The sequence below is a fragment of the Campylobacter sp. IFREMER_LSEM_CL2151 genome (genome assembly GCF_025771725.1).
GTDB classification, from domain to species: Bacteria; Campylobacterota; Campylobacteria; order Campylobacterales; family Campylobacteraceae; genus Campylobacter_D; species Campylobacter_D lari_C.
On the sequence record NZ_JAKMQT010000001.1, the window covers coordinates 73,385 to 97,203 of the forward strand.

The 23,819-nt window shown below is 29.7% G+C and carries 30 protein-coding genes; 29 read left to right on the top strand and 1 reads right to left on the bottom strand.

Annotated features, from left to right (window positions below):
* The first annotated feature begins 9 nt into the window (after window positions 1–9).
* From flgG to purU, 13 genes are all read left to right on the top strand, one after another.
* Window positions 10–804: a flagellar basal-body rod protein FlgG gene (gene flgG, locus L8V82_RS00360; protein WP_039626513.1), complete on the top strand. Its 795-nt coding sequence runs from the start codon at window positions 10–12 to the stop codon at window positions 802–804.
* 168 nt (window positions 805–972) lie between these two features.
* Complete coding sequence (gene napA, locus L8V82_RS00365) at window positions 973–3,747, top strand: periplasmic nitrate reductase subunit alpha (RefSeq protein ID WP_263723610.1); 2,775 nt, start codon at window positions 973–975, stop codon at window positions 3,745–3,747.
* Between the two features lie 2 nt (window positions 3,748–3,749).
* A complete protein-coding gene (gene napG, locus L8V82_RS00370) occupies window positions 3,750–4,499 on the top strand; it encodes a ferredoxin-type protein NapG (protein ID WP_263723611.1) in 750 nt (249 codons plus the stop codon).
* Entirely contained in the window at window positions 4,496–5,287 is a 792-nt protein-coding gene (gene napH / locus L8V82_RS00375; protein ID WP_263723612.1) for a quinol dehydrogenase ferredoxin subunit NapH, read from the top strand. The genes napG and napH overlap by 4 nt, the downstream gene beginning before the upstream one ends.
* Window positions 5,277–5,795 (top strand): periplasmic nitrate reductase, small subunit, cytochrome c550 protein, encoded by a 519-nt coding sequence (locus tag L8V82_RS00380; RefSeq protein WP_039626505.1) that lies wholly within the window; start codon window positions 5,277–5,279, stop codon window positions 5,793–5,795. The genes napH and L8V82_RS00380 overlap by 11 nt, the downstream gene beginning before the upstream one ends.
* A gap of 4 nt (window positions 5,796–5,799) precedes the next feature.
* The gene (locus L8V82_RS00385) at window positions 5,800–6,726 is read left to right on the top strand and encodes a WD40 repeat domain-containing protein (protein ID WP_263723613.1); all 927 of its coding nucleotides are present in this window, start codon (window positions 5,800–5,802) and stop codon (window positions 6,724–6,726) included.
* Window positions 6,713–7,048, top strand: coding sequence for a chaperone NapD (locus tag L8V82_RS00390; protein ID WP_039641788.1), 336 nt, complete (start codon window positions 6,713–6,715; stop codon window positions 7,046–7,048). The genes L8V82_RS00385 and L8V82_RS00390 overlap by 14 nt, the downstream gene beginning before the upstream one ends.
* 2 nt (window positions 7,049–7,050) lie before the next feature.
* Entirely contained in the window at window positions 7,051–7,218 is a 168-nt protein-coding gene (locus L8V82_RS00395; protein WP_263674658.1) for a hypothetical protein, read from the top strand.
* Between the two features lie 2 nt (window positions 7,219–7,220).
* Window positions 7,221–8,393: an MFS transporter gene (locus L8V82_RS00400; RefSeq protein ID WP_263723614.1), complete on the top strand. Its 1,173-nt coding sequence runs from the start codon at window positions 7,221–7,223 to the stop codon at window positions 8,391–8,393.
* A 62-nt stretch (window positions 8,394–8,455) separates the two neighbouring features.
* On the top strand, window positions 8,456–8,704 hold the full coding sequence (locus L8V82_RS00405; protein WP_263723801.1) for a hypothetical protein: 249 nt from the start codon (window positions 8,456–8,458) through the stop codon (window positions 8,702–8,704).
* Window positions 8,701–9,138: an effector protein CiaD gene (gene ciaD / locus L8V82_RS00410; protein ID WP_263723615.1), complete on the top strand. Its 438-nt coding sequence runs from the start codon at window positions 8,701–8,703 to the stop codon at window positions 9,136–9,138. Before L8V82_RS00405 ends, ciaD begins: the two co-directional genes overlap by 4 nt.
* Window positions 9,107–10,216, top strand: coding sequence for a CCA tRNA nucleotidyltransferase (locus tag L8V82_RS00415; protein ID WP_263723616.1), 1,110 nt, complete (start codon window positions 9,107–9,109; stop codon window positions 10,214–10,216). Before ciaD ends, L8V82_RS00415 begins: the two co-directional genes overlap by 32 nt.
* Complete coding sequence (gene purU, locus L8V82_RS00420; protein WP_263723617.1) at window positions 10,213–11,040, top strand: formyltetrahydrofolate deformylase; 828 nt, start codon at window positions 10,213–10,215, stop codon at window positions 11,038–11,040. The genes L8V82_RS00415 and purU overlap by 4 nt, the downstream gene beginning before the upstream one ends.
* A gap of 28 nt (window positions 11,041–11,068) precedes the next feature.
* On the opposite strand, the gene glnA is transcribed toward purU, so the two are convergent.
* Window positions 11,069–12,499: a type I glutamate--ammonia ligase gene (glnA, locus tag L8V82_RS00425; protein WP_263695379.1), complete on the bottom strand. Its 1,431-nt coding sequence runs from the start codon at window positions 12,497–12,499 to the stop codon at window positions 11,069–11,071.
* A 201-nt stretch (window positions 12,500–12,700) separates the two neighbouring features.
* Between glnA and L8V82_RS00430 the strand changes: the two genes are divergently transcribed.
* The 16 genes from L8V82_RS00430 (at window position 12,701) to L8V82_RS00505 (ending at window position 23,590) form a co-directional block, all read left to right on the top strand.
* Window positions 12,701–13,408: a protein phosphatase CheZ gene (locus L8V82_RS00430; RefSeq protein WP_263723618.1), complete on the top strand. Its 708-nt coding sequence runs from the start codon at window positions 12,701–12,703 to the stop codon at window positions 13,406–13,408.
* Window positions 13,405–14,661: a peptidase U32 family protein gene (locus L8V82_RS00435; protein ID WP_263683893.1), complete on the top strand. Its 1,257-nt coding sequence runs from the start codon at window positions 13,405–13,407 to the stop codon at window positions 14,659–14,661. The genes L8V82_RS00430 and L8V82_RS00435 overlap by 4 nt, the downstream gene beginning before the upstream one ends.
* On the top strand, window positions 14,658–15,152 hold the full coding sequence (gene purE / locus L8V82_RS00440) for a 5-(carboxyamino)imidazole ribonucleotide mutase (RefSeq protein ID WP_263677245.1): 495 nt from the start codon (window positions 14,658–14,660) through the stop codon (window positions 15,150–15,152). Before L8V82_RS00435 ends, purE begins: the two co-directional genes overlap by 4 nt.
* A gap of 9 nt (window positions 15,153–15,161) precedes the next feature.
* Complete coding sequence (locus L8V82_RS00445) at window positions 15,162–15,668, top strand: DUF3972 domain-containing protein (RefSeq protein ID WP_263695382.1); 507 nt, start codon at window positions 15,162–15,164, stop codon at window positions 15,666–15,668.
* Entirely contained in the window at window positions 15,665–16,525 is an 861-nt protein-coding gene (gene glyQ, locus L8V82_RS00450) for a glycine--tRNA ligase subunit alpha (protein ID WP_039618598.1), read from the top strand. The genes L8V82_RS00445 and glyQ overlap by 4 nt, the downstream gene beginning before the upstream one ends.
* Window positions 16,515–17,240 carry a Nif3-like dinuclear metal center hexameric protein gene (locus L8V82_RS00455; RefSeq protein WP_263723619.1) on the top strand — a complete coding sequence of 242 codons (726 nt, stop codon included), beginning with the start codon at window positions 16,515–16,517 and terminating at the stop codon, window positions 17,238–17,240. The genes glyQ and L8V82_RS00455 overlap by 11 nt, the downstream gene beginning before the upstream one ends.
* Before the next feature lie 11 nt (window positions 17,241–17,251).
* Window positions 17,252–17,971, top strand: a complete 720-nt coding sequence (locus L8V82_RS00460) for a zinc ribbon domain-containing protein (protein ID WP_263723620.1) — start codon at window positions 17,252–17,254, stop codon at window positions 17,969–17,971.
* The gene (gene waaA / locus L8V82_RS00465) at window positions 17,968–19,152 is read left to right on the top strand and encodes a lipid IV(A) 3-deoxy-D-manno-octulosonic acid transferase (protein ID WP_263723621.1); all 1,185 of its coding nucleotides are present in this window, start codon (window positions 17,968–17,970) and stop codon (window positions 19,150–19,152) included. Before L8V82_RS00460 ends, waaA begins: the two co-directional genes overlap by 4 nt.
* Complete coding sequence (locus L8V82_RS00470) at window positions 19,133–19,885, top strand: pseudouridine synthase family protein (protein ID WP_263723622.1); 753 nt, start codon at window positions 19,133–19,135, stop codon at window positions 19,883–19,885. The genes waaA and L8V82_RS00470 overlap by 20 nt, the downstream gene beginning before the upstream one ends.
* A gap of 64 nt (window positions 19,886–19,949) precedes the next feature.
* On the top strand, window positions 19,950–21,287 hold the full coding sequence (gene ffh / locus L8V82_RS00475; RefSeq protein ID WP_263723623.1) for a signal recognition particle protein: 1,338 nt from the start codon (window positions 19,950–19,952) through the stop codon (window positions 21,285–21,287).
* Between the two features lie 71 nt (window positions 21,288–21,358).
* Window positions 21,359–21,586 (top strand): 30S ribosomal protein S16, encoded by a 228-nt coding sequence (gene rpsP / locus L8V82_RS00480; protein ID WP_012661702.1) that lies wholly within the window; start codon window positions 21,359–21,361, stop codon window positions 21,584–21,586.
* Window positions 21,587–21,588: 2 nt separating this feature from the next.
* Window positions 21,589–21,834, top strand: a complete 246-nt coding sequence (locus L8V82_RS00485) for a KH domain-containing protein (RefSeq protein WP_012661701.1) — start codon at window positions 21,589–21,591, stop codon at window positions 21,832–21,834.
* Window positions 21,824–22,348, top strand: coding sequence for a ribosome maturation factor RimM (rimM, locus tag L8V82_RS00490; protein WP_263723624.1), 525 nt, complete (start codon window positions 21,824–21,826; stop codon window positions 22,346–22,348). The genes L8V82_RS00485 and rimM overlap by 11 nt, the downstream gene beginning before the upstream one ends.
* Window positions 22,345–23,049, top strand: coding sequence for a tRNA (guanosine(37)-N1)-methyltransferase TrmD (gene trmD / locus L8V82_RS00495; RefSeq protein ID WP_263723625.1), 705 nt, complete (start codon window positions 22,345–22,347; stop codon window positions 23,047–23,049). The genes rimM and trmD overlap by 4 nt, the downstream gene beginning before the upstream one ends.
* 11 nt (window positions 23,050–23,060) lie before the next feature.
* On the top strand, window positions 23,061–23,417 hold the full coding sequence (gene rplS / locus L8V82_RS00500; protein ID WP_012661698.1) for a 50S ribosomal protein L19: 357 nt from the start codon (window positions 23,061–23,063) through the stop codon (window positions 23,415–23,417).
* Window positions 23,418–23,419: 2 nt separating this feature from the next.
* Window positions 23,420–23,590: a hypothetical protein gene (locus L8V82_RS00505; RefSeq protein ID WP_263723626.1), complete on the top strand. Its 171-nt coding sequence runs from the start codon at window positions 23,420–23,422 to the stop codon at window positions 23,588–23,590.
* The last annotated feature ends 229 nt before the right edge of the window (window positions 23,591–23,819 follow it).

Sequence of the window (23,819 nt, forward strand, 5' to 3'; positions counted from 1 at the left end):
ATAGATAAAATGTTAAGATCATTATACACAGCAGCATCAGGGATGGTATCACAACAAACACAAATTGATGTAACTTCAAATAATATTTCAAATGTTAATACAGTAGGTTATAAAAAATCGCGTGCAGAATTTGCAGATTTAATGTATCAAACGATGAAATACGCAGGTACTTCAACTTCAAGCACTACAAAACACCCAAGTGGTATAGAAGTGGGTCTTGGCTCAAGAGTGACAGCTGTGAGTAAAATTTTTAGTGAAGGTAGTTTAAAACAAACATCAACTTCAGGCCTTGATATGGCAATTGCAGGTAATAATGGCTTTTTTCAAATTCAAATGCCTGATGGAACTATAGCTTATACTAGAAATGGTCAATTTACTAAAGATGCTGAAGGAAATATAGTAAATTCAGATGGTTATAGACTTTTGCCGGAAATGACTATACCTGAGGATGCTACAGCTATTAACGTAGCAAGCGATGGAACAGTTTCTGTTATGCAGCCAGGAAATACAGCTGAAACTCAAATAGGTCAAATTGAGCTTGTAAATTTTATTAATCCAGCGGGCTTGCATGCTTTGGGAGATAATCTTTTAGTAGAAACTGATGCAAGTGGAGCGCCTATTGCAGGTATAGCGGGAGAGAATGGATTTTCTGTAATCAAACATGGCTTTGTAGAGCTAAGTAATGTTCAGCTTGTAGAAGAAATGACAGATCTTATCACAGGGCAAAGAGCTTATGAGGCAGGCTCAAAGGCAATCACTACAAGTGATGATATGCTTGGAATTGTAAATCAATTAAAACGCTAGAATTAACTAGCGTTTTATAATATGCAAAAAATATTAAAAAAATACCAAAAAACTCCTATTTATAAATATTTATAAAATATTCTTTTTTATAATTTAAATTTACCATAAATGTAGTAATATTTTGAAGATGTATTAAAATGCATTGAATAAACAATAACGAGGGATATAATGAACAGAAGAGACTTCATTAAAAATACCGCTATTGCTAGTGCTTGTGGTGTTGCAGGTCTTAGTGTTCCAAGTAGTGTGCTTGCAAATACTGAGAATAAATGGCGTTGGGATAAGGCTGTTTGTAGATTTTGTGGTACAGGCTGTGGAATTTTAGTTGCAAGTTTAGATGGTAAAATTGTTGCTGTAAAAGGAGACCCAGCAGCTCCGGTAAATCGTGGGTTAAATTGTATTAAAGGTTATTTTAATGCAAAAATTATGTATGGAGAAGATCGCTTAGTAACACCTTTACTTCGTGTAAATGCAAAAGGTGAGTTTGATAAAAAAGGAAAATTTCAACAAGTTTCTTGGCAAAGAGCTTTTGATGAAATGGAAAAACAATTCAAAAAAGCTTACAAAGAAAAAGGTGCTGAGGGAATTGGAATTTTTGCAAGTGGTCAATATACTATACAAGAAGGATATGCTGCTGCAAAATTAGTAAAAGCTGGTTTTAGATCAAACAATATAGATCCAAATGCACGTCATTGTATGGCTAGTGCTGTTGTTGGTTTTATGCAAACTTTTGGGGTTGATGAGCCTTCTGGTTGTTATGATGATATAGAACTTACTGATACTATCATTACTTGGGGTGCAAATATGGCAGAAATGCATCCGATTTTATGGTCAAGGGTAAGTGATAGAAAATTAAGTAATTTAGATAAAGTTAAAATCGTAAATTTATCTACTTTTTCTAATAGAACCTCTCATATAGCAGATACTGAAATTATTTTCAAGCCAAATACTGATTTAGCTATTTGGAATTATATAGCAAGGGAAATTGTTTATAATCATCCTGAAGCTATGGATAAAGAATTTATTGAAAAACATTGTATTTTTACAACAGGTTATGCTGATATTGGTTATGGAATGAGAAATAATCCAAACCATCCTAAATTTAAAGCGAGTGAAAAAGATACCGTAGCAAAACAAAATGCTATTATTGTAGACGAAGAAGAAGCAGTATCTTTGGCTTATTTAGGGGTAAAAGCAGGCGATAAATTTGAAATGAAACACCAAAGTGCTCCTGATGCGCATTGGGAAATTTCATTTGAAGATTTCAAAAAAGCTTTAGAGCCTTATACGCTTGATTATGTTGCTAAAGTTGCTAAGGGCAATGAAGATGAAAGTATAGAAGAATTTAAGAAAAAACTTCAAGAATTAGCAAATTTATATATAGAAAAAAATAGAAAAGTTGTAAGTTTTTGGACTATGGGCTTTAATCAACACACAAGAGGTACTTGGGTAAATGAGCAAGCTTATATGGTGCATTTTTTACTTGGTAAACAAGCTAAACCAGGTAATGGTGCGTTTTCATTGACAGGGCAACCAAGTGCTTGTGGAACTGCAAGAGAAGTAGGGACTTTTTCACATCGTTTACCTGCTGATATGGTGGTTGCAAATCCTAAACACAGAGAAATTAGTGAAAAAATTTGGAAAGTTCCTGCAAAAACAATCAATCCTAAACCAGGTGCTCCATACTTAAAAATCATGAGGGATTTAGAAGATGGAAATATCAAATTTGCTTGGGTGCAAGTAAATAATCCTTGGCAAAATACAGCTAATGCAAATCACTGGATAGCAGCGGCTAGAGAAATGGATAATTTTATCGTTGTGAGTGATTGTTACCCAGGAATTAGTGCTAAAGTGGCAGATTTAATTTTACCAAGTGCTATGATTTATGAAAAATGGGGTGCTTATGGTAATGCTGAAAGAAGAACTCAACACTGGAAACAGCAAGTGCTGCCTGTAGGTGAAGCTATGAGTGATACTTGGCAAATTATGGAATTTGCAAAACGCTTTAAATTAAAAGAAGTTTGGGGTGAAACTAAGGTAAATGATAAGCTTACTCTGCCAAGTGTTTTAGAAGAAGCTAAAGCTATGGGTTATAGTGAAGATGATACTTTATATGATGTATTATTTGCTAATAAAGAAGCAAAATCTTTCAAAGCTAAAGATAATATCGCAAAAGGATTTGATAATTCTGAAGTATTTGGTGATGAGAGAAAAGTTATAGGTAGTGATGGTAAAGAATTTAATGGGTATGGATTTTTTGTACAAAAATATCTATGGGAAGAATACCGCAAATTTGGTTTAGGTCATGGACATGATTTAGCTGATTTTGATACTTATCATAAAGTAAGAGGTTTAAGATGGCCTGTAGTAAATGGCAAAGAAACTCAATGGAGATTTAATACCAAATTTGATTATTATGCTAAAAAAGCTGCTCCAAATTCAGACTTTGCATTTTATGGAGGTTTTGCTAAAGAATTACCAAAAGGAGATTTACTAGCTCCACAAACTAAAGAAAAATATAGCTTAAAAAATAAAGTGAAAATTTTCTTTAGACCATTTATGAAAGCACCTGAAAGACCAAGTAAAGAATATCCATTCTGGTTATGTACTGGTAGGGTTTTAGAGCATTGGCATAGCGGAACTATGACTATGAGGGTTCCTGAGCTTTTCCGTGCAGTACCTGAAGCACTTTGTTATATGAATGAAGATGATGCTAAGGCTATGAAAATTAATCAAGGCGATATTGTATGGGTAGAATCACGCCGTGGTAAAGTAAAAGCTAGAGTAGATTTTCGTGGTAGAAATAAACCTTCTAAAGGCCTTGTGTATGTGCCTTGGTTTGATGAGAATGTGTATATAAATAAAGTTACACTAGATGCAACTTGTCCATTGTCTAATCAAACAGATTTCAAAAAATGTGCCGTAAAAATTACTAAAGCATAAAAATGAAAAACAGAAGAGAATTTTTAGCCTTTACCTTTAAGCTTTTATGCATAGGAAGCGGAAGTGCATTTTTGGCAAGTTTAGCATTTAGCTCAAATCAGGAGTATTTTTTAAGACCTCCTGGAGCAGATGATGAAAAAGAGTTTTTGTCAAAATGTATACGATGTGGACTTTGTGTAAAAGCTTGTCCTTATGATGTTTTAAAACTAGCAAATTTAGAAAATAGTGCTAAAAATGGCACACCTTTTTTTGTAGCAAGAGAAAATCCTTGTAGATTGTGCGAGGATATACCTTGTATAAGAGATTGTCCTACAAATGCGCTAGATCATAAATATCTAGAGCAAAATAATGGAATTTATAAAACAAAAATGGGTATAGCTATAATTGATAGTGCAAGTTGTGTTGCTTATTGGGGAATTCAATGTGATGCTTGCTATAGAGCTTGTCCTTTAATAGATAAAGCATTAAAACTTGAAACAAAACGCAATGAAAGAACCGCAAAGCATGCATTTTTACTACCTATGGTAGATCATGAAGTGTGTGTTGGATGTGGGATTTGTGAAAAAGCCTGTATAACACAAAAAGCAGCTATTAGAGTTTTACCTAGAGAATTTGTTTTAGGAAAAGTTGGGGATAATTACATCAAAGGTTGGGATGAAAAAGATGAAAAACGTTTACAAGATGTAAATACGGATAAAAATTTCAATAAAAATAAGGCTAAAGATTATCTTAATGATGGAGAATTGCTATGAAATATCTTATTTTAAGAAGAATAGTGCAATTGTCTATTTTGACTTTTTTTTCTTTTGGTGTATTTAATTTTATATTAAAAGGAAATTTAAGCTCTTCGGTTTTATTTTCTTCGGTGCCACTAAGCGATCCTTTTGCATTTATTCAACTTGCTTTAGCAAGTTTGCAAGTAGATTTAATGGCTTTAAGTGGTGCTTTAATAGTATTTTTATTTTATGCTGTTTTTGCTGGAAGAGCGTTTTGTGCTTGGGTTTGTCCTGTAAATATCATTACTGATTTTGCCTATTTTATTAGAAATAAATTAGGCTTTAATCAAGCAAGAGTTTTTAATGTAAATAAAAATTTACGTTATTATGTTTTAGCTTTTGTTTTGATTTTTTCTTTTCTTTTTTCTTTTCCTGTTTTTGAGGAATTTTCTTATATAGGAATAATCCAAAGAGGGATTATTTTTGGCGGTGTTTCTTGGCTTTTTGTAGCTTTGATTATTTTTTGTATAGATACATTTTTTAGTCCAAGATTTACTTGTTCGCATTTTTGTCCTTTAGGAGCTTTTTGGGCTTTAAGTTCGCATTTTTCATTACTAAAAGTAAGATATAACTTGCAAAAATGCACCAAGTGTTATAAATGCCTTGGGGTATGTCCTGAAAAGCAAGTGCTTTGGATGATAGGCAAAGAAAATCAAGATATAAAATCGGGTGAATGTATAAGATGTGGAAAATGTATTGATGTTTGCGGTGATGATGCTTTAGGTTTTAGTATAATAAATTTAAGGAGAGAAAATGAAAAATAAAATCTTTTTATCCTTAGCAGCAGCTGTTTTAATAAGTGCTTGTGGGCTTGCTGTTAAAAGTGTTGATTCAAAAGATATAGGTTTAAGAAAAACAAGTTTAGAAAGTGAAAATGTAGAGTTATTAGATGCTAAATACTCTCAAGCTTTAGCTGGTGAATCTGTTTTGATTGAGAGGTCGTTTGAAAATGCTCCACCATTGATTCCACATACTTTAGAGGATATGCTTCCAATTACCAAAGATAATAATATTTGCTTAAGTTGTCATGATAAAGCAGTAGCAAAAGATTTAGCTGCAACAGCACTTCCAAGTAGTCATTATTTTGATTTAAGAAAAAATAAATCTACTAAAGATATGGTAAGTGATGCAAGATTTAATTGTACGCAGTGTCATGTACCACAAAGCGATGCTAAACCTTTAGTGGGAAATAGCTTTGAAGCTAAATTTAAAAGCGAGGAATCAAAGAAAAAATCTAATTTCTTAGATGTTTTAAATGAAGGTGTAAAATAAAATTATGAAAAAAATATTTTTAATCTTGTTAGTGAGTATTTATGTATTTAGCTATGAGCTTAAACTTGATTCAAATTTAAATGCTTTGAAACTTGTCGATGATAGTTTGTTTATAGGGCTTGATAATGGAGAAATAAATGAATACTTCATTAAAGATAAAAAAATGCAAAAAATCACTCAGTTAGATAAGATTAAAAATTTTTATGAAGAAAATCTTAGCCCTAGAATTTATAGTATTGATTACTTAAATGGGGCTATTTTGATTTTAAGTGAAGGTGATTTTGGAAGTAAAAAATTACATGTTTATAAAAATAAACAACTTTTAAGCCATGATTTAGCTAATGATGGGGTAAAAAAGGCTTTGTTTTTAGATGATAATACTATTTTATTAGCCTTGCTAGGTTCTAATATAGAGCTTTTTGATCTAAAAACAAAAAGTGTTGTAAAAAATTTTACTTTTTCTAGTTCAAGCTTAAGTGATGTGGTTTTAAATGAAACAAAAACTCAATTAGTGGCAGGTTTTGAAAGTGGCGAAATAATACTTTTTGATGTGAAGAAATGGCAAAAAATAAAAAGTTATAAGAGTATTCATAAGGATAATATTTATCAACTTGATTTTAAAAACACAATTATTGCAAGTTGTAGCACTGATAGAAAATTAGGTATAGTGCAAAATGACCAAGAAAAAAATATAGAAAGAGATTTTTTGATTTATACTTGTGCTTTAAATAAAGATGGCTCAATAGCAGTTTTTGGAGATAATGAAAAAAATATCATAGAACTTATAGATACTAAAAATTTAAAAACAATAAAAAAATTCCAAAATAAAGATTTTTTGCTAGAATATCTTATATTTTTAAACGAGCATGAGTTTATTAGTGCAGGTTATGAAAACAAAATTATATTTTGGAGTATAGATGAATCTTTCTAGTGTGTTGATTTTAACTAAAGAAGAAAAATTAGAAAAACTTAAAAAGCAAATTCAGCAAACACCTTGTTGTAGTGTGGAATTAGCTCAGGATGAAAAAATTATAGTAGTAATAGAAAGTGAAAATTTAGATGATGAGTTAAAAGCATATAAACAATTAGAACAGCTTGATGGGGTAGTGAGTATTAATATGGTTTTTTCTTATCAAGATTTAGATGAAGAAAGAGAAAAAATTTTAAAAGCAAATTTTGAGGCAAATGCTTTTGATGAGAATTTAAAAAAAGATAATATAGAATATTATGGCAATGTCTTTAGGAAATATTGATTATGGTTTTTTTAATACCTTTAATAGTAATCATATCTTCTATTTTTATCATTGATCATTTTTATTTTTCTAAAGAAAATGAAATAATAAAAGAGCAAAAACAAATAGAACAAAAAGATATTAAGCAAGATAAACAAAAATATCTTGAAAATATATTAAATCAAAAATAATCATGCATACGCAAATTTCATATAAAAAATTCTTTTGGATTAATATTTTAGTTGTAATTACCCTTGCTTTAAATTTAAGAGCACCTATAACCTCTATAGGTCCTATGATAGAATACATTCAAGAATACTATAAGATAAATTCAGCCCTAGCAGGAATGCTTACAACTTTACCTTTGATAGCTTTTGGTCTTATATCTTTTTTTGTAGCATATTTTTCACAAATTAAAGCTTTGTTTTTTGCTTTGTGTTTAATTGTTTTTGGAGAGCTTATCAGAAGTTATGGAGGTAATATAGGTTTATTTTATGGGGTTTTTTTAATTGGAGCAGGCATTGCAATAGCTAATGTTTTATTACCTTCTTTTGTAAAGGAAAAATTTGCAAAAAATGCTTATAAAATAATGGGTTTATATGGATCAATTATAGGTTTATCTTCAATTGCTGGAGTAGCTTTATCACTTCCTTTGCTTAAAATTTTTGAAGTACCTCAAGCTATGTTTTTTTGGGTTGTTTTAGCTTTGATTGCTTTGTTTTTTTATTTTCCACATTTGAAAAATAAAAGATTATTGCGTCCTAAAAAGAAAAATATCAATAAAATAAATCTTTTTTTAAATTTAACAGCTTGGAAAGTTACTATTGTAATGGGGCTGCAAAGTTTTTTATCTTACAGTCTTTTTGCTTGGCTTAGTGTGATGATAAGTGAAAAAGGTTTTGGAATTGATTTTGGTTCTAATGTTTTGTTACTTTCTCAAATCATAGGCATGCCCGTAGCATTTTTATTGCCTATTGTTTTAGGAAAACTAAGAGCTCATGCTAAGAGTTTTGTTATTATAATATTAGGTTTTTTATATGTCTTAAGTTTTATTTTGGTATTTTTTTGCGATGTAAAGTTAGTGTTGTTGTTAGCAGCTATTTTTTTAGGTTTTGCATCTAGTGGGGTTTTTACAATTTCATTATTGTTTATTGCTATAAAAAGTTCAACTTCTTTTATAGCAGCCAAACTTTCTGCTATGTCACAAGGCATAGGGTATTTAATAGCAGCTCAAGCACCTTGGATTATAGGTATGCTTCATGATAGCTTTGGAAATTTTACTTTAGGTTTTATTATGCTTATTATGGTAGCTATAACACTTAATATTTTTGTATTTTTAGCATATAAAGCTCCTGTGATTAAGTAAAAATTAAAATAAATTAAAGTCTTTTTTGTTAGAATTTTGGCATTTTATTTTTTTGTGAGTTGATAATGCGATATACAGTAACAGAAGCTTCTATTTATGAAGCACAAGGTTTAAAAGATGAAGCTTTGGAGATTTATAAAAATATATTAAAACAAGATCCGCAAAATAAAAATGCCATTGATGCTATAAGGCGTTTAAGTGGCTTGCGTTCTAATCATGAAAATTTAAATTATGATATGCTTGATTTTTTTGTCAATATGAAAAGTGAAGAAGAAATTAATGAATTTAAAAGGTGGTTGATAAAACTATGAACATAGAAGATTTAGCAAAAATGGCTATTAGTGAAGTTAATTCAGAGTTAGATAATAAAAAAAGTAAAAACGATAAATTTGCTCCTATGGTAGAAGAAATTACTCAAGAAAAAAGTGTTAATACTCAAGAAAAAAAAATCAAAGAAGAAATTAGCAAGGTTGCACAAGAGCTAATTCAAGAATTAGATGATTTAGAAGTAAAAGTAAAAGATGAGAAGCAAAATGTCGCTATTAAGGTTGAAGCTTTAGAAGAAAAAGAAGAAAGTATTATAAACAATGAAGAATTTTTCTTAAAAAATCTTAGAGAGCGTATTTTGGTTTTATTTGAAGGATTAAAAAATACCAAAGATGAGCATATGGAAAAAAGATTAGATATGACCATTACTTTTTTAGAGTTTTTGCTTGCAAAGATTGAAGATAGACTTAAAAAATGACCAAGATTTTTTAAGGATTAAAAACGCACTTAAACCTTACACGCAAAGAGCTTATTTAGTAGGTGGTTGTGTAAGGAATTCTTTTTTAGATTTATCTAGTGATGATTATGATATAGAAATTTATGATATTGAGCCTAAGCTTTTTGATGAGCTTATGAAAAAACTTGGTGCAAATGGAGTAGGAAAAAGTTTTTTTGTATATAAATATAAAAAATTTGATTTAGCTCTAGCACGTTATGAAAATAAAATTTCTACAGGCCATAGAGGTTTTGAGGTTAAAGTTTGTAATGATGAGCAAGAAGGAGCTAAAAGAAGGGATTTTACCATTAATGCATTGATGGTAAATATTTTTGATTTTAAATTTTTAGATTTTTTTAATGGTTTGCAAGATTTGCAAGCAAAGATTATAAGACATATTGATGATAAAAGTTTTGTTGAAGATAGTTTAAGAGTGCTTCGTGGAATTTCTTTTGCATGCAGGTTTGATTTAACAATTGCAAAAGAAAGTTTAAAATTAATGCAAACTATGGATATAAGTGATTTATCTAAAGAACGCATTAATAACGAACTTTACAAGATTTTTAAAACTTCAAGACTAAATAAAGCTTATGAGTATTTAAAAATTTTAAATTTAGAAGAAAAAATCTTTTTTCATCAAAGTTGCAATGAAGAATTTGAAAGGCTATTAGAACAAAGTCAAAAATTAATTTGCAATGAGGCTTTGTTTTTGTATTTGTATTTGAATTTTTTTCATATAAATAAAGAGGAATTTTTTAAAAAAACAAAATTAAAAAAAGAACTGTTAAAAAAATGTGAACAAGAGTTTATTTTAGGTAAAATTGATAATTTTAATTTAGCTAAAATTGCTTTAAAAATACCACTTTGCAAATGGCTTGGACTTTGGGATAATGAGCGTATAGCACAAGCAAAGAAATTAAATTTATATTATCATACTTTTGAAAGTAAAATTAGTGCTAATGATTTGTTAAAAGAAGGATTTAGCGGGAAAGAACTTGGGATTGAGCTTGAAAAAAGAAGATTACAAGAATTAAAAAACTATATAAAGGAGCAAAAATGAATGAATATATTTTAAAAATTTCAAGTAGTGATGAAAAAGGATTGATTTATAGAATTTCAGATGTTATTTTTAAATACAGAATCAACATTATAAAAAATGATGAATTTGTTGGAGAAAATCGTTTTTTCTTTAGGGCGCATTTAGAAGGTGAGCTTGATATAAAAGCTTTTAAAGGAACGCTTGAGGCCATGCTTCCTGATAATGCACAAATTGAAATTACACCAAAGAGAAAAAAAGATATTATTGTTTTAGCTACCAAAGAAACTCATTGTTTGGGTGAATTACTTATTCGCCAATTTAGTGGGGAATTTAACGCAAATATTAAAGCAGTTGTTGCAAATTATGAGGTGTTAAAACCTTTGGTGGATAAATTTAACATACCTTTTCATACTATTTTAGCGCAGGATTTAAGTAGGCAAGAGCATGAAGAAAAATTACTAGAGTGTTTAAAACAATACGAGTTTGATTATATTGTTTTAGCAAAATATATGAGAATATTATCTCCATCTTTTGTGGAGCATTTTGAAGGGAAGATTATTAATATCCATCATTCTTTTTTACCTGCATTTATAGGAGCTAATCCTTATAAGCAAGCTTATGAAAGAGGGGTTAAGATTATAGGCGCAACAGCACATTTTGTAAATAATAACCTAGATGAGGGACCAATCATTACCCAAGATGTTATACCGGTTACTCATGAATATTCTTGGCAGGCTATGCAACAAGCAGGACGCAATGTGGAAAAAAATGTTTTTTCTAAGGCTTTGGATTTAGTGTTTGATGATAGGATTTTTATACACGAAAATAAAACAATAGTATTTTAAATTTTTGATGCCAAAAAGGCATCAAAAATTAGCAAGAATAACAAGTTTTAAACTCATATGCAGTTGGTCTAGCTTCTACAGGCCATACTTGGGTTTCAAATTTCATGTGTTGATAATCATCGATAAACACATCACTCATAACAGGTTTTAAGAAAGCATTTTTTCTAATGAGTGCTTCTAAAGATCCTCTTAAAGTGTGAGGTAATTGCTCTATACCTTTTTCTCTAATCTCATCTAGGGTTAGTGCAAATAAATTTTCATCCATAGGGCCAACCGGTATGGTTTTGTTTTTAATACCATCAAGTCCTGCCATAAGCAAGCTTGTAAAAGCTAGGTAAGGATTAGAAGTGCTATCAGGAAATCTTATTTCTACTCTTGCGCTTTTTTCGTTAATACCATAAGGCACGCGACAACTTGCAGAGCGATTTTGACAAGAATAAGTTAATATACAAGGTGCTTCAAAACCTGGAACTATTCTTTTATAAGAATTTGAGCTAGGATTAGTAAATGCGGCAACACTTCTTGCATTAGCTAAAATTCCACCGATGTAATTAATCGCACATTCGCTTAATTTTCCATAACCTTCTTTGTCATAAAATAAATTTACTCCATCTTTCCAAAGGCTCATATGTACATGCATACCGCTTCCATTATCTCCATAGAGTGGCTTTGGCATAAAGGTTGCTGTTTTTCCATTTAAATGCGCTACCATTTTCACTACATATTTATAAATTTGTACATTATCGGCAGCTTCAACTAAATTTCCAAATTCTACACCAATCTCAGCTTGCCCTTGTGCTACTTCATGATGATGTACGAAAGTTTTTAAACCCACTCTTTCTAAAACTTGCACCATTTCAGCTCTAATATCTACACTAGAATCAATAGGACTTACAGGAAAATATCCACCTTTATTTCTTGGGCGATGTCCACTATTATAACTATCTGTGAAATCTTTATTATCGTTCCACTCACCTTCTTCAGTATCTACTTCATATTTTGCACAGTGAGAAGAATCAACTATTTTTACATTATCAAAAATAAAAAATTCATTTTCAGGACCAAAATAAGCAGTATCAGCAATGTTGCTTGTGCTTAAGTGTTGCATTGCTTTTTTTGCAATACTTCTTGGACATTTTTCATACATTTGATCTTTATAAATATCATATACATCACAAATTACTATGATAGTAGGATCTGCTGTAAATGGATCTAAAAACGCACTTTCTACATCAGGTTTTAAAATCATATCCGATTTTTCTATAGGTTGCCAACCGTGCAAAGAGCTTGCATCAAAAGGAATTCCGTTTTCAAAAGTTTTATCATCAATTGCTTTTATATTGTAAGTGATATGGTGCCAAGTGCCTATCATATCAGTAAATCTAAAATCAACAAATAAAACTTCATGCTCTTGACAATAGCTAAAAAACTCATCAATATTATTTACAAACTTACCCATTTTTTCTCCTTTTTACTAGGTTTTAATTTATTTTTTAAGATTGTAGTATATTTTTTTTAAATTAAGTTTAAATTAATATTTTTTTTATAGTCAAGTATAAAAAAATGTTATTTTGTATAAAAAAACTAAAATTAATATTGATTTATATTTTTTTGTAATATAATCTCGCATTAGTTTTTTATTATTAAAAAAGGTGTGACAATGACTCAAGAAGAATTAGATGCTTTAATGAATAGCACTGAAGACTTAGATCTTGACTCTGTAGAAGAAACAGAAACAAAACCTGAAACAGAGTATGAAGATGAGGAAAAAAATCAGCAAATTGTAAACGATATGATTAACGGCGATTATAAAGCAAGAGCAGATATGGCTTGGCCACCACCACCACCTAGTAAAGAACATAAAGTTGTACATCAACTTGATGATGTTACAAGAGATAGTGAAATCAAAGCTACTGAAATGATGGAAAAATTAGAAGCTATTAATGATTTTTTTGCAAATTCAGAAAATGAGCTTTGTGTAATTAGTGATGCTTTAAATAAAAATATAGAAATTTTTGAAAAACTAAATGCAAAATTTCCTAATGTTGCAAGCTTTAAAGAGGCTATAGAAACCAATAATAATGCTAAAAATATTATAGATGAAATTACAGGTTGTTTACAAACTGGACAAGATGAAGTTATGATGGCAATGGATGCTATGCAATATCAAGATATTCACCGCCAAAAAATCGAGCGTGTTATTAATGTTATGAGAGCTTTAAGTAGATATATGAGTAGTTTATTTGAAGGTAAAATTGATGATGAAAAACGCGTAGGATCGGCTGTGCATATTGAAGGGGATACAACTACAGATGTTGTAAGCAATGATGATATTGAGGCATTAATCGCAAGTTTAGGAAAAAAATGATTATTCCTGAAATAGTAGCTCCTGCGGGAAATTTTACAAAATTAAAAATAGCGTTAGCTTATGGAGCTGATGCTGTTTATGCAGGAGTGAGTAATTTTTCATTAAGAGCAAGAACTGCTAGAGATTTTAATTATGAAACTTTTAAAGAAGCTATTGATTATACGCATGCAAGAGGAAAAAAAATTTATGTAACCATTAATGGTTTTCATTTTAGCTCACAAATTGAGGGTTTAAAAAGGCATATTTTAAAATTAAAAGAAATGAAACCTGATGCTTTTATAGTAGCTTCTGTGGGTGCTATGCGTTTAGTTAAAGAACTTGCACCTGAAATCAATCTTCATGTATCCACTCAAGCTAATATTTTAAACTATTTAGACGCCCAAGTTTATAAAGACATGGGAGCTAAGCGCGTTGTTATAGCAAGGGAGCTTGGTTTAAAAGATGCAAAAGATTTAAAAAATAATTGTGATATTGAGCTTGAAAGTTTTGTGCATGGTTCTATGTGTTTTGCATATTCTGGTAGATGTTTAATAAGTTCAGTACAAAGTGGGCGTATGAGTAATCGTGGCTCTTGTGCGAATGATTGTAGATTTAATTATGAGCTTTATGCGAAAAATCCAGAAACAAATACGCTTTTTAGATTAGAAGAAGATGAAAATGGCACACATGTATTTAATTCTAAAGATTTAAATTTAAGCTCATATATTCAAAAAATTATGCAAGAAAATTGTATTCATGCTTTTAAAATAGAAGGAAGAACAAAAAGTGAGTACTATGTAGCTTTGACTACAAGAACTTATAAAATGGCAGTGCAAGATGTATTGCAAAATACTTTCGATGCGAGCAAATATGAAAAAGAAATTCATACTTTAAAACACAGAGGTTTTACGGATGGATATTTAGTTTCAAGAGCTTATGAAAAAACCGATTCTATTAATCATGATACAAGCATAGAAGAAGGAACTCATCAAGTGCATGCTATTAGTGAAGATGGTGAGTTTTTTAAATGTAAAGGCAAGATAGAATTAAACAAAGAATATGAAATTTTAGCTCCGGTTAATTCTAATATAGAATTAGGAGAAAATAAACTAGGTTTAATTTATGAAAATGATGGTAAGAAATTTATAGTTTTTAAGCAATTATTAGCCAAAAATAATAAAGAATTTAGTGAAATTCATAGTGGTAATGAAAATGAAATTACTTTACCATTTAAGCTTCCAGAATTTAGCTTTTTAAGAAGGAGTGTTGAATGAAATTTGTTTCTATATTGATGGGAAGTAAGAGTGATTATGATGTGGTAAAAGAAGCTTTGGGAATTTTGGAAAAATTTGATGTTAAATATGAAATTTTAATCACTTCAGCACATAGAAGTCCTCAAAGAACTCAAGAATACATTAAAAACGCAGAAGAAAAAGGTGCTAAAGTATTTATTGCCGCAGCAGGTATGGCAGCACATTTAGCAGGGGCTGTTGCAGCACACACAACAAAACCTGTTTTAGGTATACCTATGCCAGGAAGTAATTTAGCAAGTATGGATTCTTTATTTTCTACTGTGCAAATGCCAAGTGGAATTCCTGTAGCAACTGTGGCTATAGGTAAAGCAGGGGCTATTAATGCAGCTTATTTAGCTGTACAAATTTTAGCAATAGAAGATGAGTCTTTAGCGCAAAAATTATTAGAAGATAGACAAAAACAACAAGAAAAATTAATCCAAGATTCTAATACAATTGAAGTTTTTCTTTAAGGAGCATGTATGCAAACTTACTTGGAATTAAAAGAATTTTGTCAATTAGTACATTTATCTGAAGATGTTGTAAAAGGAATGATGGCAAATGGTGCTTTAAATTTCAAAGAAGAAGAGGGTAAAATTTATATAGAAGCTAATCAAGGAACTTTTAGTGTGGTGCCTATGAGTTCAAAACAACCTGCTATGGTAAATTCTATGACTTTAGCAGGAGAAAGTTTTGTAGAAAAAACTATAGGAACTATTTTAAATTTACATGAAAAAGTTCTTGATGCTAAGGATGAGACTTTAGAAGCTTTAAAGGGTGAGAATAAATTTTTAAAAGATGCTCTTTATTCTATGCAAGAACTTTACGATGAGGATAGAAAAACTATAGAAAATCTTAATGAGCAACTTAAATATGCACGCAATGAAGTAGAATTTCTAAAAAGAAAATATAAAATGATGTGGAATAAAACAGTAGAATTATATGCAAATTCGCCTGAAAAGTCAGAAGAAATAAAGGAAGAAAAATGACCTTTTCTCAAATGATATTAAATTTACAAGAATTTTGGCAAAAGCAAGGTTGTGCTATTATGCAACCTTATGATTTTCCAGCAGGTGCAGGGACTTTTCATCCGGCAACTTTTTTAAGGAGTTTAGGAAAAAAACCATGGGCAACTGCTTATGTAGCACCAAGTAGAAGACCAACTGATGGTAGATATGGAGAAAATCCTAATAGGTTAGGCGCTTATTATCAATTTCAAGTTTTGATTAAACCAAGTCCTGATAATATTCAAGAATTATATTTAAAAAGTTTAGAAAATTTAGGTTTTGATTTAAAATCGCATGATATTCGTTTTGTTGAAGATAACTGGGAAAGCCCAAGTCTAGGCGCTTGGGGTTTGGGCTGGGAAGTTTGGCTTGATGGTATGGAAGTGACACAGTTTACTTATTTTCAGCAAGTTGGCGGTATAAGCGTAGATTTAGTAAGTGCTGAAATTACTTATGGTTTAGAAAGACTTGCAATGTATTTGCAAGATGTAGATAATGTATATGACATAGTTTGGAATGAATTTAACGGCGAAAAAATTACTTATAAAGATGTTCATAAGCAAGGTGAGTTTGAATTTAGTAAATATAATTTTGAAGTAAGTGATGTAAAAACTTTAAATGTGCAATTTGAAAATGCTTATAATGAGTGCAAAAATGCATTAGAAGCAAAGCTTGCTTTACCCGCATATGATTATTGTATGTTAGCAGCGCATACTTTTAACTTGCTTGATGCAAGAGGAGCTATTTCAGTAACTCAAAGACAAGATTTTATGCTTAAAATTAGAGAATTATCTAAAAACTGTGCTTTGGTGTATAAAGAAAGTTTAGATGAAAATTAAAGAAATTTATGATTATTTAGATACTATTAGTCCATTTAATACGCAAAGTTCATGGGACAATAGTGGCTTATTGCTTGGAAATTTCGATCAAGATATAAACAAGATTTATCTTGCTCTTGATGTGGATATGCATTTAATTGAAAATGCGAGTGAAAATTCACTATTTATAGTTCATCATCCTTTAATTTTTAAAGGCTTAAAAAACTTAAGTGGGGTGTTGTATCCGCAAAATATTCTTACTAAAATGATACAAAAAAATATAGCCTTAATCACTATGCATACGAATTTTGATTTAAGCCATTTAAATGCTTATTTTACTAATGAAATTTTAGGTTTTAAAATCAAAGAGCAAAATGAGTTTTTAATTTATTGTGATGTTGATTTTAAATTTAGTGATTTAATTACTCATGTGAAAAAAAGTTTAAAGCTTGATTGTATAAGAGCTGTAAATGCAGGTAATGAGAAAATTAAAACTTTAGCAATATGTACAGGCAGTGGGGGAGATTTGATTTCTAGTGTTAAGGCAGATTGCTTTTTAAGTGGAGATTTTAAGTATCATCAAGCTTTGGAAAGTTATCATAATAAACTTAGTTTGATTGATATAGGACATTATGAAAGCGAATCTTGTTTTAGTGAAATTTTAGCAAAAGATTTGCAAAAATTTCATTTAGAAGTTATAATATCAGTTTCAAAAAATCCATTTCAATATTTTTAAGGAAAAATTCAATGAATAAATACCTAGAACAACTTATAACTTTATCGCAAATTGATAAAGAACTTGATGGTTTTACAAATAAAGTAGAAGATGCTACAAAAGATTTAAAAGAAAAGCGTAATTTGCTTGATAAAACTGAAGAGGAAATTGCTAGTTTTGAGAAAGATATTAAAGATATAGAAAATCAAAAAGTTCAAAACAATAACCATATTGCAGAATTTGGTGTAAAAATTAAAGAAATAGCTAAAAAAAGTGCTGCAATAAAAACTGAAAAAGAAGCAAATGCTTTAAAAATTGAAGAAGATATAGCTAAAGAGCAACTTGATGCAGCAAATGAAGAAATAGAAAGATTGGATAAAATTTTAGAAAATAAAGAAAAATTCATACAAGAATTGCAAGCTAAAAGAAGCGAACTTGAAAATGAAGTGGATCAAATCGATGCTCAAACTAAAGCCGTATTAGTAGATATTGAAAAAGATAGATTACAAATTTATGATAAAAAAGTTAAACTAATGGGTGAAATAAATCAAAAAGTTTTAACTTTTTATGAAAAAATTAGAAAATGGGCGGGAAATAGCGCTGTAGTTCCTGTAAAAAAACATGCTTGTTATGGCTGTTTTATGAGAATTTATGACAAAACTTATTTAGCTGTTTTAAAAGGCGATGAAATCGTAACTTGTCCACATTGTGGAAGAATTTTATACAAAGAAAAAGAAGAAAATCAAAATTGATTTTTTTTTATTATATTTTTGCTGCGATTATATATGTAGTTGCAGCTCCTTTTTTGTTGATTTTAAGTTTTTGTAAGGAAAAGTATAAAATATCATTAAAATCAAGATTTTTTCTTTACAAAAATTTAAGACAAAAACAAGGTGATGTATATTTTCATGCTTGTTCTTTTGGTGAGATTAAAAGCCTTATTCCTTTAATAAAACTTTTTCCAACTTGTAAAATTTCAACCATCACGCAAACTGGATTTAATGAAGCTTTAAGACATTCTAAAAAAGTAAATTTTTTACCATTTGAAATTTTTGTGCCTTTTTGGATGAGACCTTGTAAAGTTTTGGTTATTTTTGAAGCAGAGCTTTGGCTTATACTTGTGTTTATGGCTAAATTTTATAATGCAAAAGTGATTTTATTAAATGCTAGGATTAGCGATAGATCTTTAAAAAATTACAAGCGTTTTGGCTTTTTTTATCGTTTGATTTTTAAATATATTGATGTTGTATTTGCGCAAAGTCAAAAAGACAAAGAAAGATTAGAATGCTTGGGCGCTAAAAATGTTATAGCATATAAGAATATTAAAGCTAATATAAAACAAGAGCAAGTGAAAAACTATTCCAAACCTAAAGCTAGGATTATTGTATTTGCTAGCACACATGAAAATGAAGAGCAATTATTGCTTGATGAAATTAATTTAGAAGAAAATGATAAATTGATTATTGCCCCAAGACATCCGGAGCGTTTTGGCGAGGTTGAGGGAATTTTAAAAGATTTTTGTCAAAAAAACCACTATAATATGCAAAAATTTTCAGACTTTACTTTAAGTGAAAATGATTTTGCAAATTTTTTTAATACCAAATGTTTATTGTTAGATACTTTGGGTGAGCTAGAAAGTTTTTATAAGATTAGTGATGTGGTTTTTTTATGCGGCTCTTTTGTAGATAATATAGGTGGACATAATCCCATAGAAGCAGCTAGATGGAATAATGCTATTATCTCAGGGAAATATTTTTTTAATCAAGAAAGTTTATATCAAGAAGTTGATGATTTGTATATTTGTGAGAGTGTAAAAGATATAAATAATTTTTTAAAGCAAAAATTATCACAAGCACAACTTAAAGAACAAAGTGATTTAAGTGAAGTTATATTAAGTATAAAAGAAGGTTTAGATGCAAGAAAAAGCTTATAAATTGCTTGCAATGCAAGAAAAAATTTCTAATAACGCAGCAAAAGATTTGATTGACAAAGGCTGTGTTTTTGCTATGGGTAAAAAGGTTGTTATAGCTAGAGCTTTGATGAGCTCTAAAACAAGATTTGTTGTACAAAAAATAAAAAAAGCAAAAATACTTTTTGAAGATGATAAAATCATAGCCTTAAATAAGCCTTATGGAGAAATTAGTGAGAATTTAGAAAGTGTTTATAATGCTAAATTAATCAACAGGCTTGATAAAGAAACAAGCGGGGTTTTACTTTTAAGTAAAGATGAGGAATTTAGACTAAAATGTATCCAAGAATATAAAAAGCAAAATGTTTATAAAAGCTATTTAGCTATTGTTGATGGTGTAATCGCTGAAGAACTTGAAATTTGTGAAAAAATAACTACTATAAAAAATAAATCCGGAGCTTTTAGTAAAATCGATAAATTTGGCTTAGAAGCTCATACCCAAGTTATACCTTTAATGGTAAATGCTAAAAAAACCTTAATAAAAGCAGTCATTAAAACGGGTAGAACACATCAAATTAGAGTACATTTAAATCATATAAAACACGGTATTATCGGTGATGAAAAATATGCAAAAATTAGTTCATCAAGAATGTATTTACACTCTTATGAAACGCATATTTTTGATTATCAATTTAAAGCCTTGCTTGATGAGAGCTTCAATGCTTATGGTTTTGAAATAAAAAATTTAAATTTTTAAAGGCGTTTAAAGCTAAAAGGGTTTATAATTTAGCTTTTTAAAATTTTAATAAAGGGAAAATAAAGTGTTTGAAATAGTTAGTGAGTCATTTAAATCCGCAGTTAATAAACTTCGTTTTGTTGATGATGAAAAAGCTTTAAAAAATGCTCTTGACACTTTAAAAAAAGCCCTTTTAAAAGCAGATGTACATCATAAAGTTACTAAAGAATTACTTACTTTAGTAGAAAATGATGTAAAAACTAATGGCATAGGTCAAAAACAATTTTTAGACTCAATTAAGAAAAATTTAGAAGAAATTCTTAGTGTTAAAGGTAAAAATCAAGGTTTTGTATTTGCTAGTAAGCCACCTACGGTTGTTTTGATGTGTGGTTTGCAAGGTGGTGGTAAAACTACTACTACGGTAAAAATTGCTAATTACTTAAAACTAAGAAATAAAAAAGTATTAATTGCTGCATGTGATTTGCAAAGATTAGCTGCGGTAGAGCAATTAAGACAACTCACTCAAGCTAATGAGCTTGATTTATTTTTTATAGAAAATGAAAGTAATCCTTTAAATGTTGCTAAACAAGCTTTAGAAAAAGCAAAAAATTCTATGTATGATGTTTTGCTTGTAGATACTGCCGGCCGTTTAGCAATTGATACGGCTTTGATGAATGAGCTTAAAGAAGTAAAAGCTATTTTAAATCCTGATGAAGTATTTTATGTAGCTGATGCTATGAGTGGTCAAGATGGAGTTAAAACTGCAAGTAGTTTTAATGAGGCTTTAGAAATTACAGGGGTTATTTTAAGTAAATTTGATGCAGATACTAAAGGTGGTGTTGCGCTAGGTATAGCAAAACAAATTGGTGTGCCTTTAAGATTTATAGGTGTTGGTGAGAAAGTAGCTGATTTGGAAGTGTTTATCCCTGATAGGATTGTTAATCGTATCATGGGCGAGGGTGATTTAGCGACTTTGGCTGAAAAAACTGCTACCATTATTGATGAAAAAGAAGCAAAAAAACTTAATAAGAAAATTAAAAAAGGTGAATTTAATTTTAATGACTTTTTAAATCAAATGGAAAGTGTTAAAAAACTTGGTAGTATGAAATCAATCATTGGTATGATACCTGGTTTATCATCTATGGCAGCAAATATTAAAGATATTGACTTGGATAATTCTAAAGAAATTATTCATATTAAGGCAATGATTTCATCAATGACGCCAAAAGAAAGAGAAAATCCTGATTTGTTAAATAACGCAAGAAAGCGTCGTATTGCAGAGGGTGCTGGTTTATCTCAAATGGAAGTAAATCGCTTTTTAAAACAATTTAGTAATGCAGCTAAGTTGGCAAAGAAATTTTCAAATAAAAAAGGAATGGAAAACTTTATGAATATGTTGCAGCAAGCTAAAAGACCGCAATAATTAAAGCTTTTTTATGGATATATGAGTTAAAATATCTATAACAAAATTTTAATTTTTTTAGGAGTATTAAAATGACAGTAATCAGACTTACAAAAATGGGACGTAAAAAAAGACCATTTTATCGTATAGTTGTAACTGATAGTAGAAAAAGACGCGATGGTAGTTGGATAGAAAGCATTGGATATTACAATCCTATGGTTGAACCTGAAGTGGTAAAATTTGATGCTGAGCGTTTAGCTTATTGGAAAAGCGTAGGTGCTAAATTAAGCGATAGAGTAGCAGCTATTACAAGCAAATAAAAATGGTTGAAAATTTTTTAAGAGAATACGCAAAATTAATTGTTGATTTTCCTGAAAAAGTTGATATACAAAGACAAAATTTAGAAAATAATTTTGCTGAAATTATCATTTATGTCGATCCATCTGATACTGGTAAGTTGATCGGAAAAAATGGAAAATTAATCAACGCAATAAAAACAGTCATTATGGCTTATAAAGTTAAAGATGCAACTTCATATCGTATAACGGTAAAAGCCATTGAAGAATGATTTGATCCAAGTTGCTAAACTTGGGAAAAGTGTTGGTTTAAAAGGTTATGTAAAATTACATAATCTTAGTGATTTTTATGAGCAGTTTAAAATAGGTGCTAAATTTTTTGATATTAATCAAAAAATTTACACCATAAAGGCTTTTGATAAAACTAGATCTTTAGTTTTATTTGAAGGATTTGAGAGTGTTGAGACTGCTAAAACCTTAACCAATATTACTCTTTTTCAAACTATTGAAGCCACAAAAGAAACTTGTAAATTAAAAAAAGATGAGTATTTTTATTTTGACATAATTGGATGTGATGTTATTGAAAATGAGCAAAAACTAGGTGTAGTTGAAGACATTTTAGAAAATGGAGCAGGATTTTTATTTTGTATAAAATGCGATGAAAAACTACAAACAAAGGTTAAAAACTTTTATATTCCTTATGTTGATAAATATATTCAAAAAGTTGATGTAGAAAATAAAAAGATATTCACACAATCTGCTTTAGATATTTTAGAAAATTCATGAAATATACTTTTGTAAGTTTATTCCCAGAGCTTATTGAGCCTTATTTTCAAACTTCTATTTTAGCAAGAGCAAAAGAAAAAGGGATATTAGAATTTGCTTTTGTTAATCCTAGAAATTTTACCACAAACAAGCACTTTAAAGTAGATGATTATAAAATAGGAGGAGGCGCAGGGCTTTTATTACAAGCTCAGCCTTTGTATGATTGCTTAAGGCATATTAAAAAGCAAGATAAAAATGTTCATTTTGTTTTTCTTTTGCCTTGTGCTAAGACTTTTAAACAAACTGATGCTAAAAGATTAAGTAAGAAAGACCATGTTTGCTTTGTAAGTAGTAGATATGAGGGTTTGGATGAGCGCATTGTGGAAGAATTTGCTAATGAGGTATTTTCTATAGGTGATTTTATACTTACAGGTGGAGAGCTAGCGTCTTTGGTGATGTGTGATGCTATTAGCAGAAATATTCAAGATGTTCTTGGAAATAGTGAAAGCTTAAGTGAAGAAAGTTTTGAAAATGACTTATTAGAAGCCCCATCGTTTTCTAAACCTTTTATTTTTGAAAAGGAAAATAAAAAATTTTATGTGCCTTCAGAGTTTTTAAAGGGAAATCACGCTAAAATCACAGCTTTAAAAACTACTTTGGCGTCTTGCAAAACGAAATATTTTCGTCCTGATTTGTATCAAAAGCATGAACGCAAATTTTAAGGAATATCGTTATGAAAAATAAATACATTGAGCAATTTGAGCAAAAACAAATTGAAGGTAAAAATGTTCCAGAATTTCGTGCTGGAGATACTTTAAGACTTGCTATTCGCATTAAAGAAGGCGATAAAACAAGAATTCAAAATTTTGAAGGTATTTGTATAGCACGTAGAGGAAATGGTGTAGATGAAACTTTCATCGTACGTAAAATCGGCGCTAATAATGTAGGCGTTGAAAGAATTTTCCCTATTTATAGTGAAAGTTTAGAAAGTATTACAGTATTAAGAAGAGGTCGTGTGCGCCGTGCTAGATTATTCTACCTAAGAGATAGAAGAGGTAAGGCTGCTCGTATTAAAGAACTTAAAAAATAAAAGTGAAATTTAGAACTCAAATATATGAAGTAATTTCTTGGGAGCAAGAAATTCAAAACGGCATAAATATATCTAAGAAAATAGAAAATGCTTATGCTAAAGAAATCTGCATAACTATGTCAAAAGATAGCTTTATGAAAGATCATAAAGCGCCTTTTGATATTACCATATAAGTATTAAAAGGCTCCATTGATTTTGGAGTTTTAAACCAAAAAATTTTACTTAAAACGCTAGATAGTATAAGTTTAAAAGATCATGAGGTTCATAATCTTTTAGCGCTAGAAGATTCTATAGTGCGCTTAACTTTGTATAAGCAAGATAGTCTTGAACGCGTTGAAAGTGTTTTAAAATCTTAATTTAAGCCTCATTTTGTATAATTTTAGCTTACTAAAATTAGGAAGT

What these genes read in the sequence shown, in the direction of transcription:
- trmD (WP_263723625.1), top strand. Translation starts at nt 22,345, where the DNA reads ATGAAATATACTTTTGTAAGTTTATTCCCAGAGCTTATTGAGCCTTAT.
- napG (WP_263723611.1), top strand. Translation starts at nt 3,750, where the DNA reads ATGAAAAACAGAAGAGAATTTTTAGCCTTTACCTTTAAGCTTTTATGC.
- napH (WP_263723612.1), top strand. Translation starts at nt 4,496, where the DNA reads ATGAAATATCTTATTTTAAGAAGAATAGTGCAATTGTCTATTTTGACT.
- glnA (WP_263695379.1), bottom strand. Translation starts at nt 12,499, where the DNA reads ATGGGTAAGTTTGTAAATAATATTGATGAGTTTTTTAGCTATTGTCAA.
- rpsP (WP_012661702.1), top strand. Translation starts at nt 21,359, where the DNA reads ATGACAGTAATCAGACTTACAAAAATGGGACGTAAAAAAAGACCATTT.
- L8V82_RS00390 (WP_039641788.1), top strand. Translation starts at nt 6,713, where the DNA reads ATGAATCTTTCTAGTGTGTTGATTTTAACTAAAGAAGAAAAATTAGAA.
- L8V82_RS00460 (WP_263723620.1), top strand. Translation starts at nt 17,252, where the DNA reads ATGAATAAATACCTAGAACAACTTATAACTTTATCGCAAATTGATAAA.
- L8V82_RS00395 (WP_263674658.1), top strand. Translation starts at nt 7,051, where the DNA reads ATGGTTTTTTTAATACCTTTAATAGTAATCATATCTTCTATTTTTATC.
- purE (WP_263677245.1), top strand. Translation starts at nt 14,658, where the DNA reads ATGAAATTTGTTTCTATATTGATGGGAAGTAAGAGTGATTATGATGTG.
- L8V82_RS00435 (WP_263683893.1), top strand. Translation starts at nt 13,405, where the DNA reads ATGATTATTCCTGAAATAGTAGCTCCTGCGGGAAATTTTACAAAATTA.
- L8V82_RS00485 (WP_012661701.1), top strand. Translation starts at nt 21,589, where the DNA reads ATGGTTGAAAATTTTTTAAGAGAATACGCAAAATTAATTGTTGATTTT.
- flgG (WP_039626513.1), top strand. Translation starts at nt 10, where the DNA reads ATGTTAAGATCATTATACACAGCAGCATCAGGGATGGTATCACAACAA.
- rplS (WP_012661698.1), top strand. Translation starts at nt 23,061, where the DNA reads ATGAAAAATAAATACATTGAGCAATTTGAGCAAAAACAAATTGAAGGT.
- napA (WP_263723610.1), top strand. Translation starts at nt 973, where the DNA reads ATGAACAGAAGAGACTTCATTAAAAATACCGCTATTGCTAGTGCTTGT.
- L8V82_RS00470 (WP_263723622.1), top strand. Translation starts at nt 19,133, where the DNA reads ATGCAAGAAAAAGCTTATAAATTGCTTGCAATGCAAGAAAAAATTTCT.
- L8V82_RS00400 (WP_263723614.1), top strand. Translation starts at nt 7,221, where the DNA reads ATGCATACGCAAATTTCATATAAAAAATTCTTTTGGATTAATATTTTA.
- L8V82_RS00445 (WP_263695382.1), top strand. Translation starts at nt 15,162, where the DNA reads ATGCAAACTTACTTGGAATTAAAAGAATTTTGTCAATTAGTACATTTA.
- L8V82_RS00430 (WP_263723618.1), top strand. Translation starts at nt 12,701, where the DNA reads ATGACTCAAGAAGAATTAGATGCTTTAATGAATAGCACTGAAGACTTA.
- L8V82_RS00455 (WP_263723619.1), top strand. Translation starts at nt 16,515, where the DNA reads ATGAAAATTAAAGAAATTTATGATTATTTAGATACTATTAGTCCATTT.
- glyQ (WP_039618598.1), top strand. Translation starts at nt 15,665, where the DNA reads ATGACCTTTTCTCAAATGATATTAAATTTACAAGAATTTTGGCAAAAG.
- ciaD (WP_263723615.1), top strand. Translation starts at nt 8,701, where the DNA reads ATGAACATAGAAGATTTAGCAAAAATGGCTATTAGTGAAGTTAATTCA.
- L8V82_RS00380 (WP_039626505.1), top strand. Translation starts at nt 5,277, where the DNA reads ATGAAAAATAAAATCTTTTTATCCTTAGCAGCAGCTGTTTTAATAAGT.
- L8V82_RS00385 (WP_263723613.1), top strand. Translation starts at nt 5,800, where the DNA reads ATGAAAAAAATATTTTTAATCTTGTTAGTGAGTATTTATGTATTTAGC.
- purU (WP_263723617.1), top strand. Translation starts at nt 10,213, where the DNA reads ATGAATGAATATATTTTAAAAATTTCAAGTAGTGATGAAAAAGGATTG.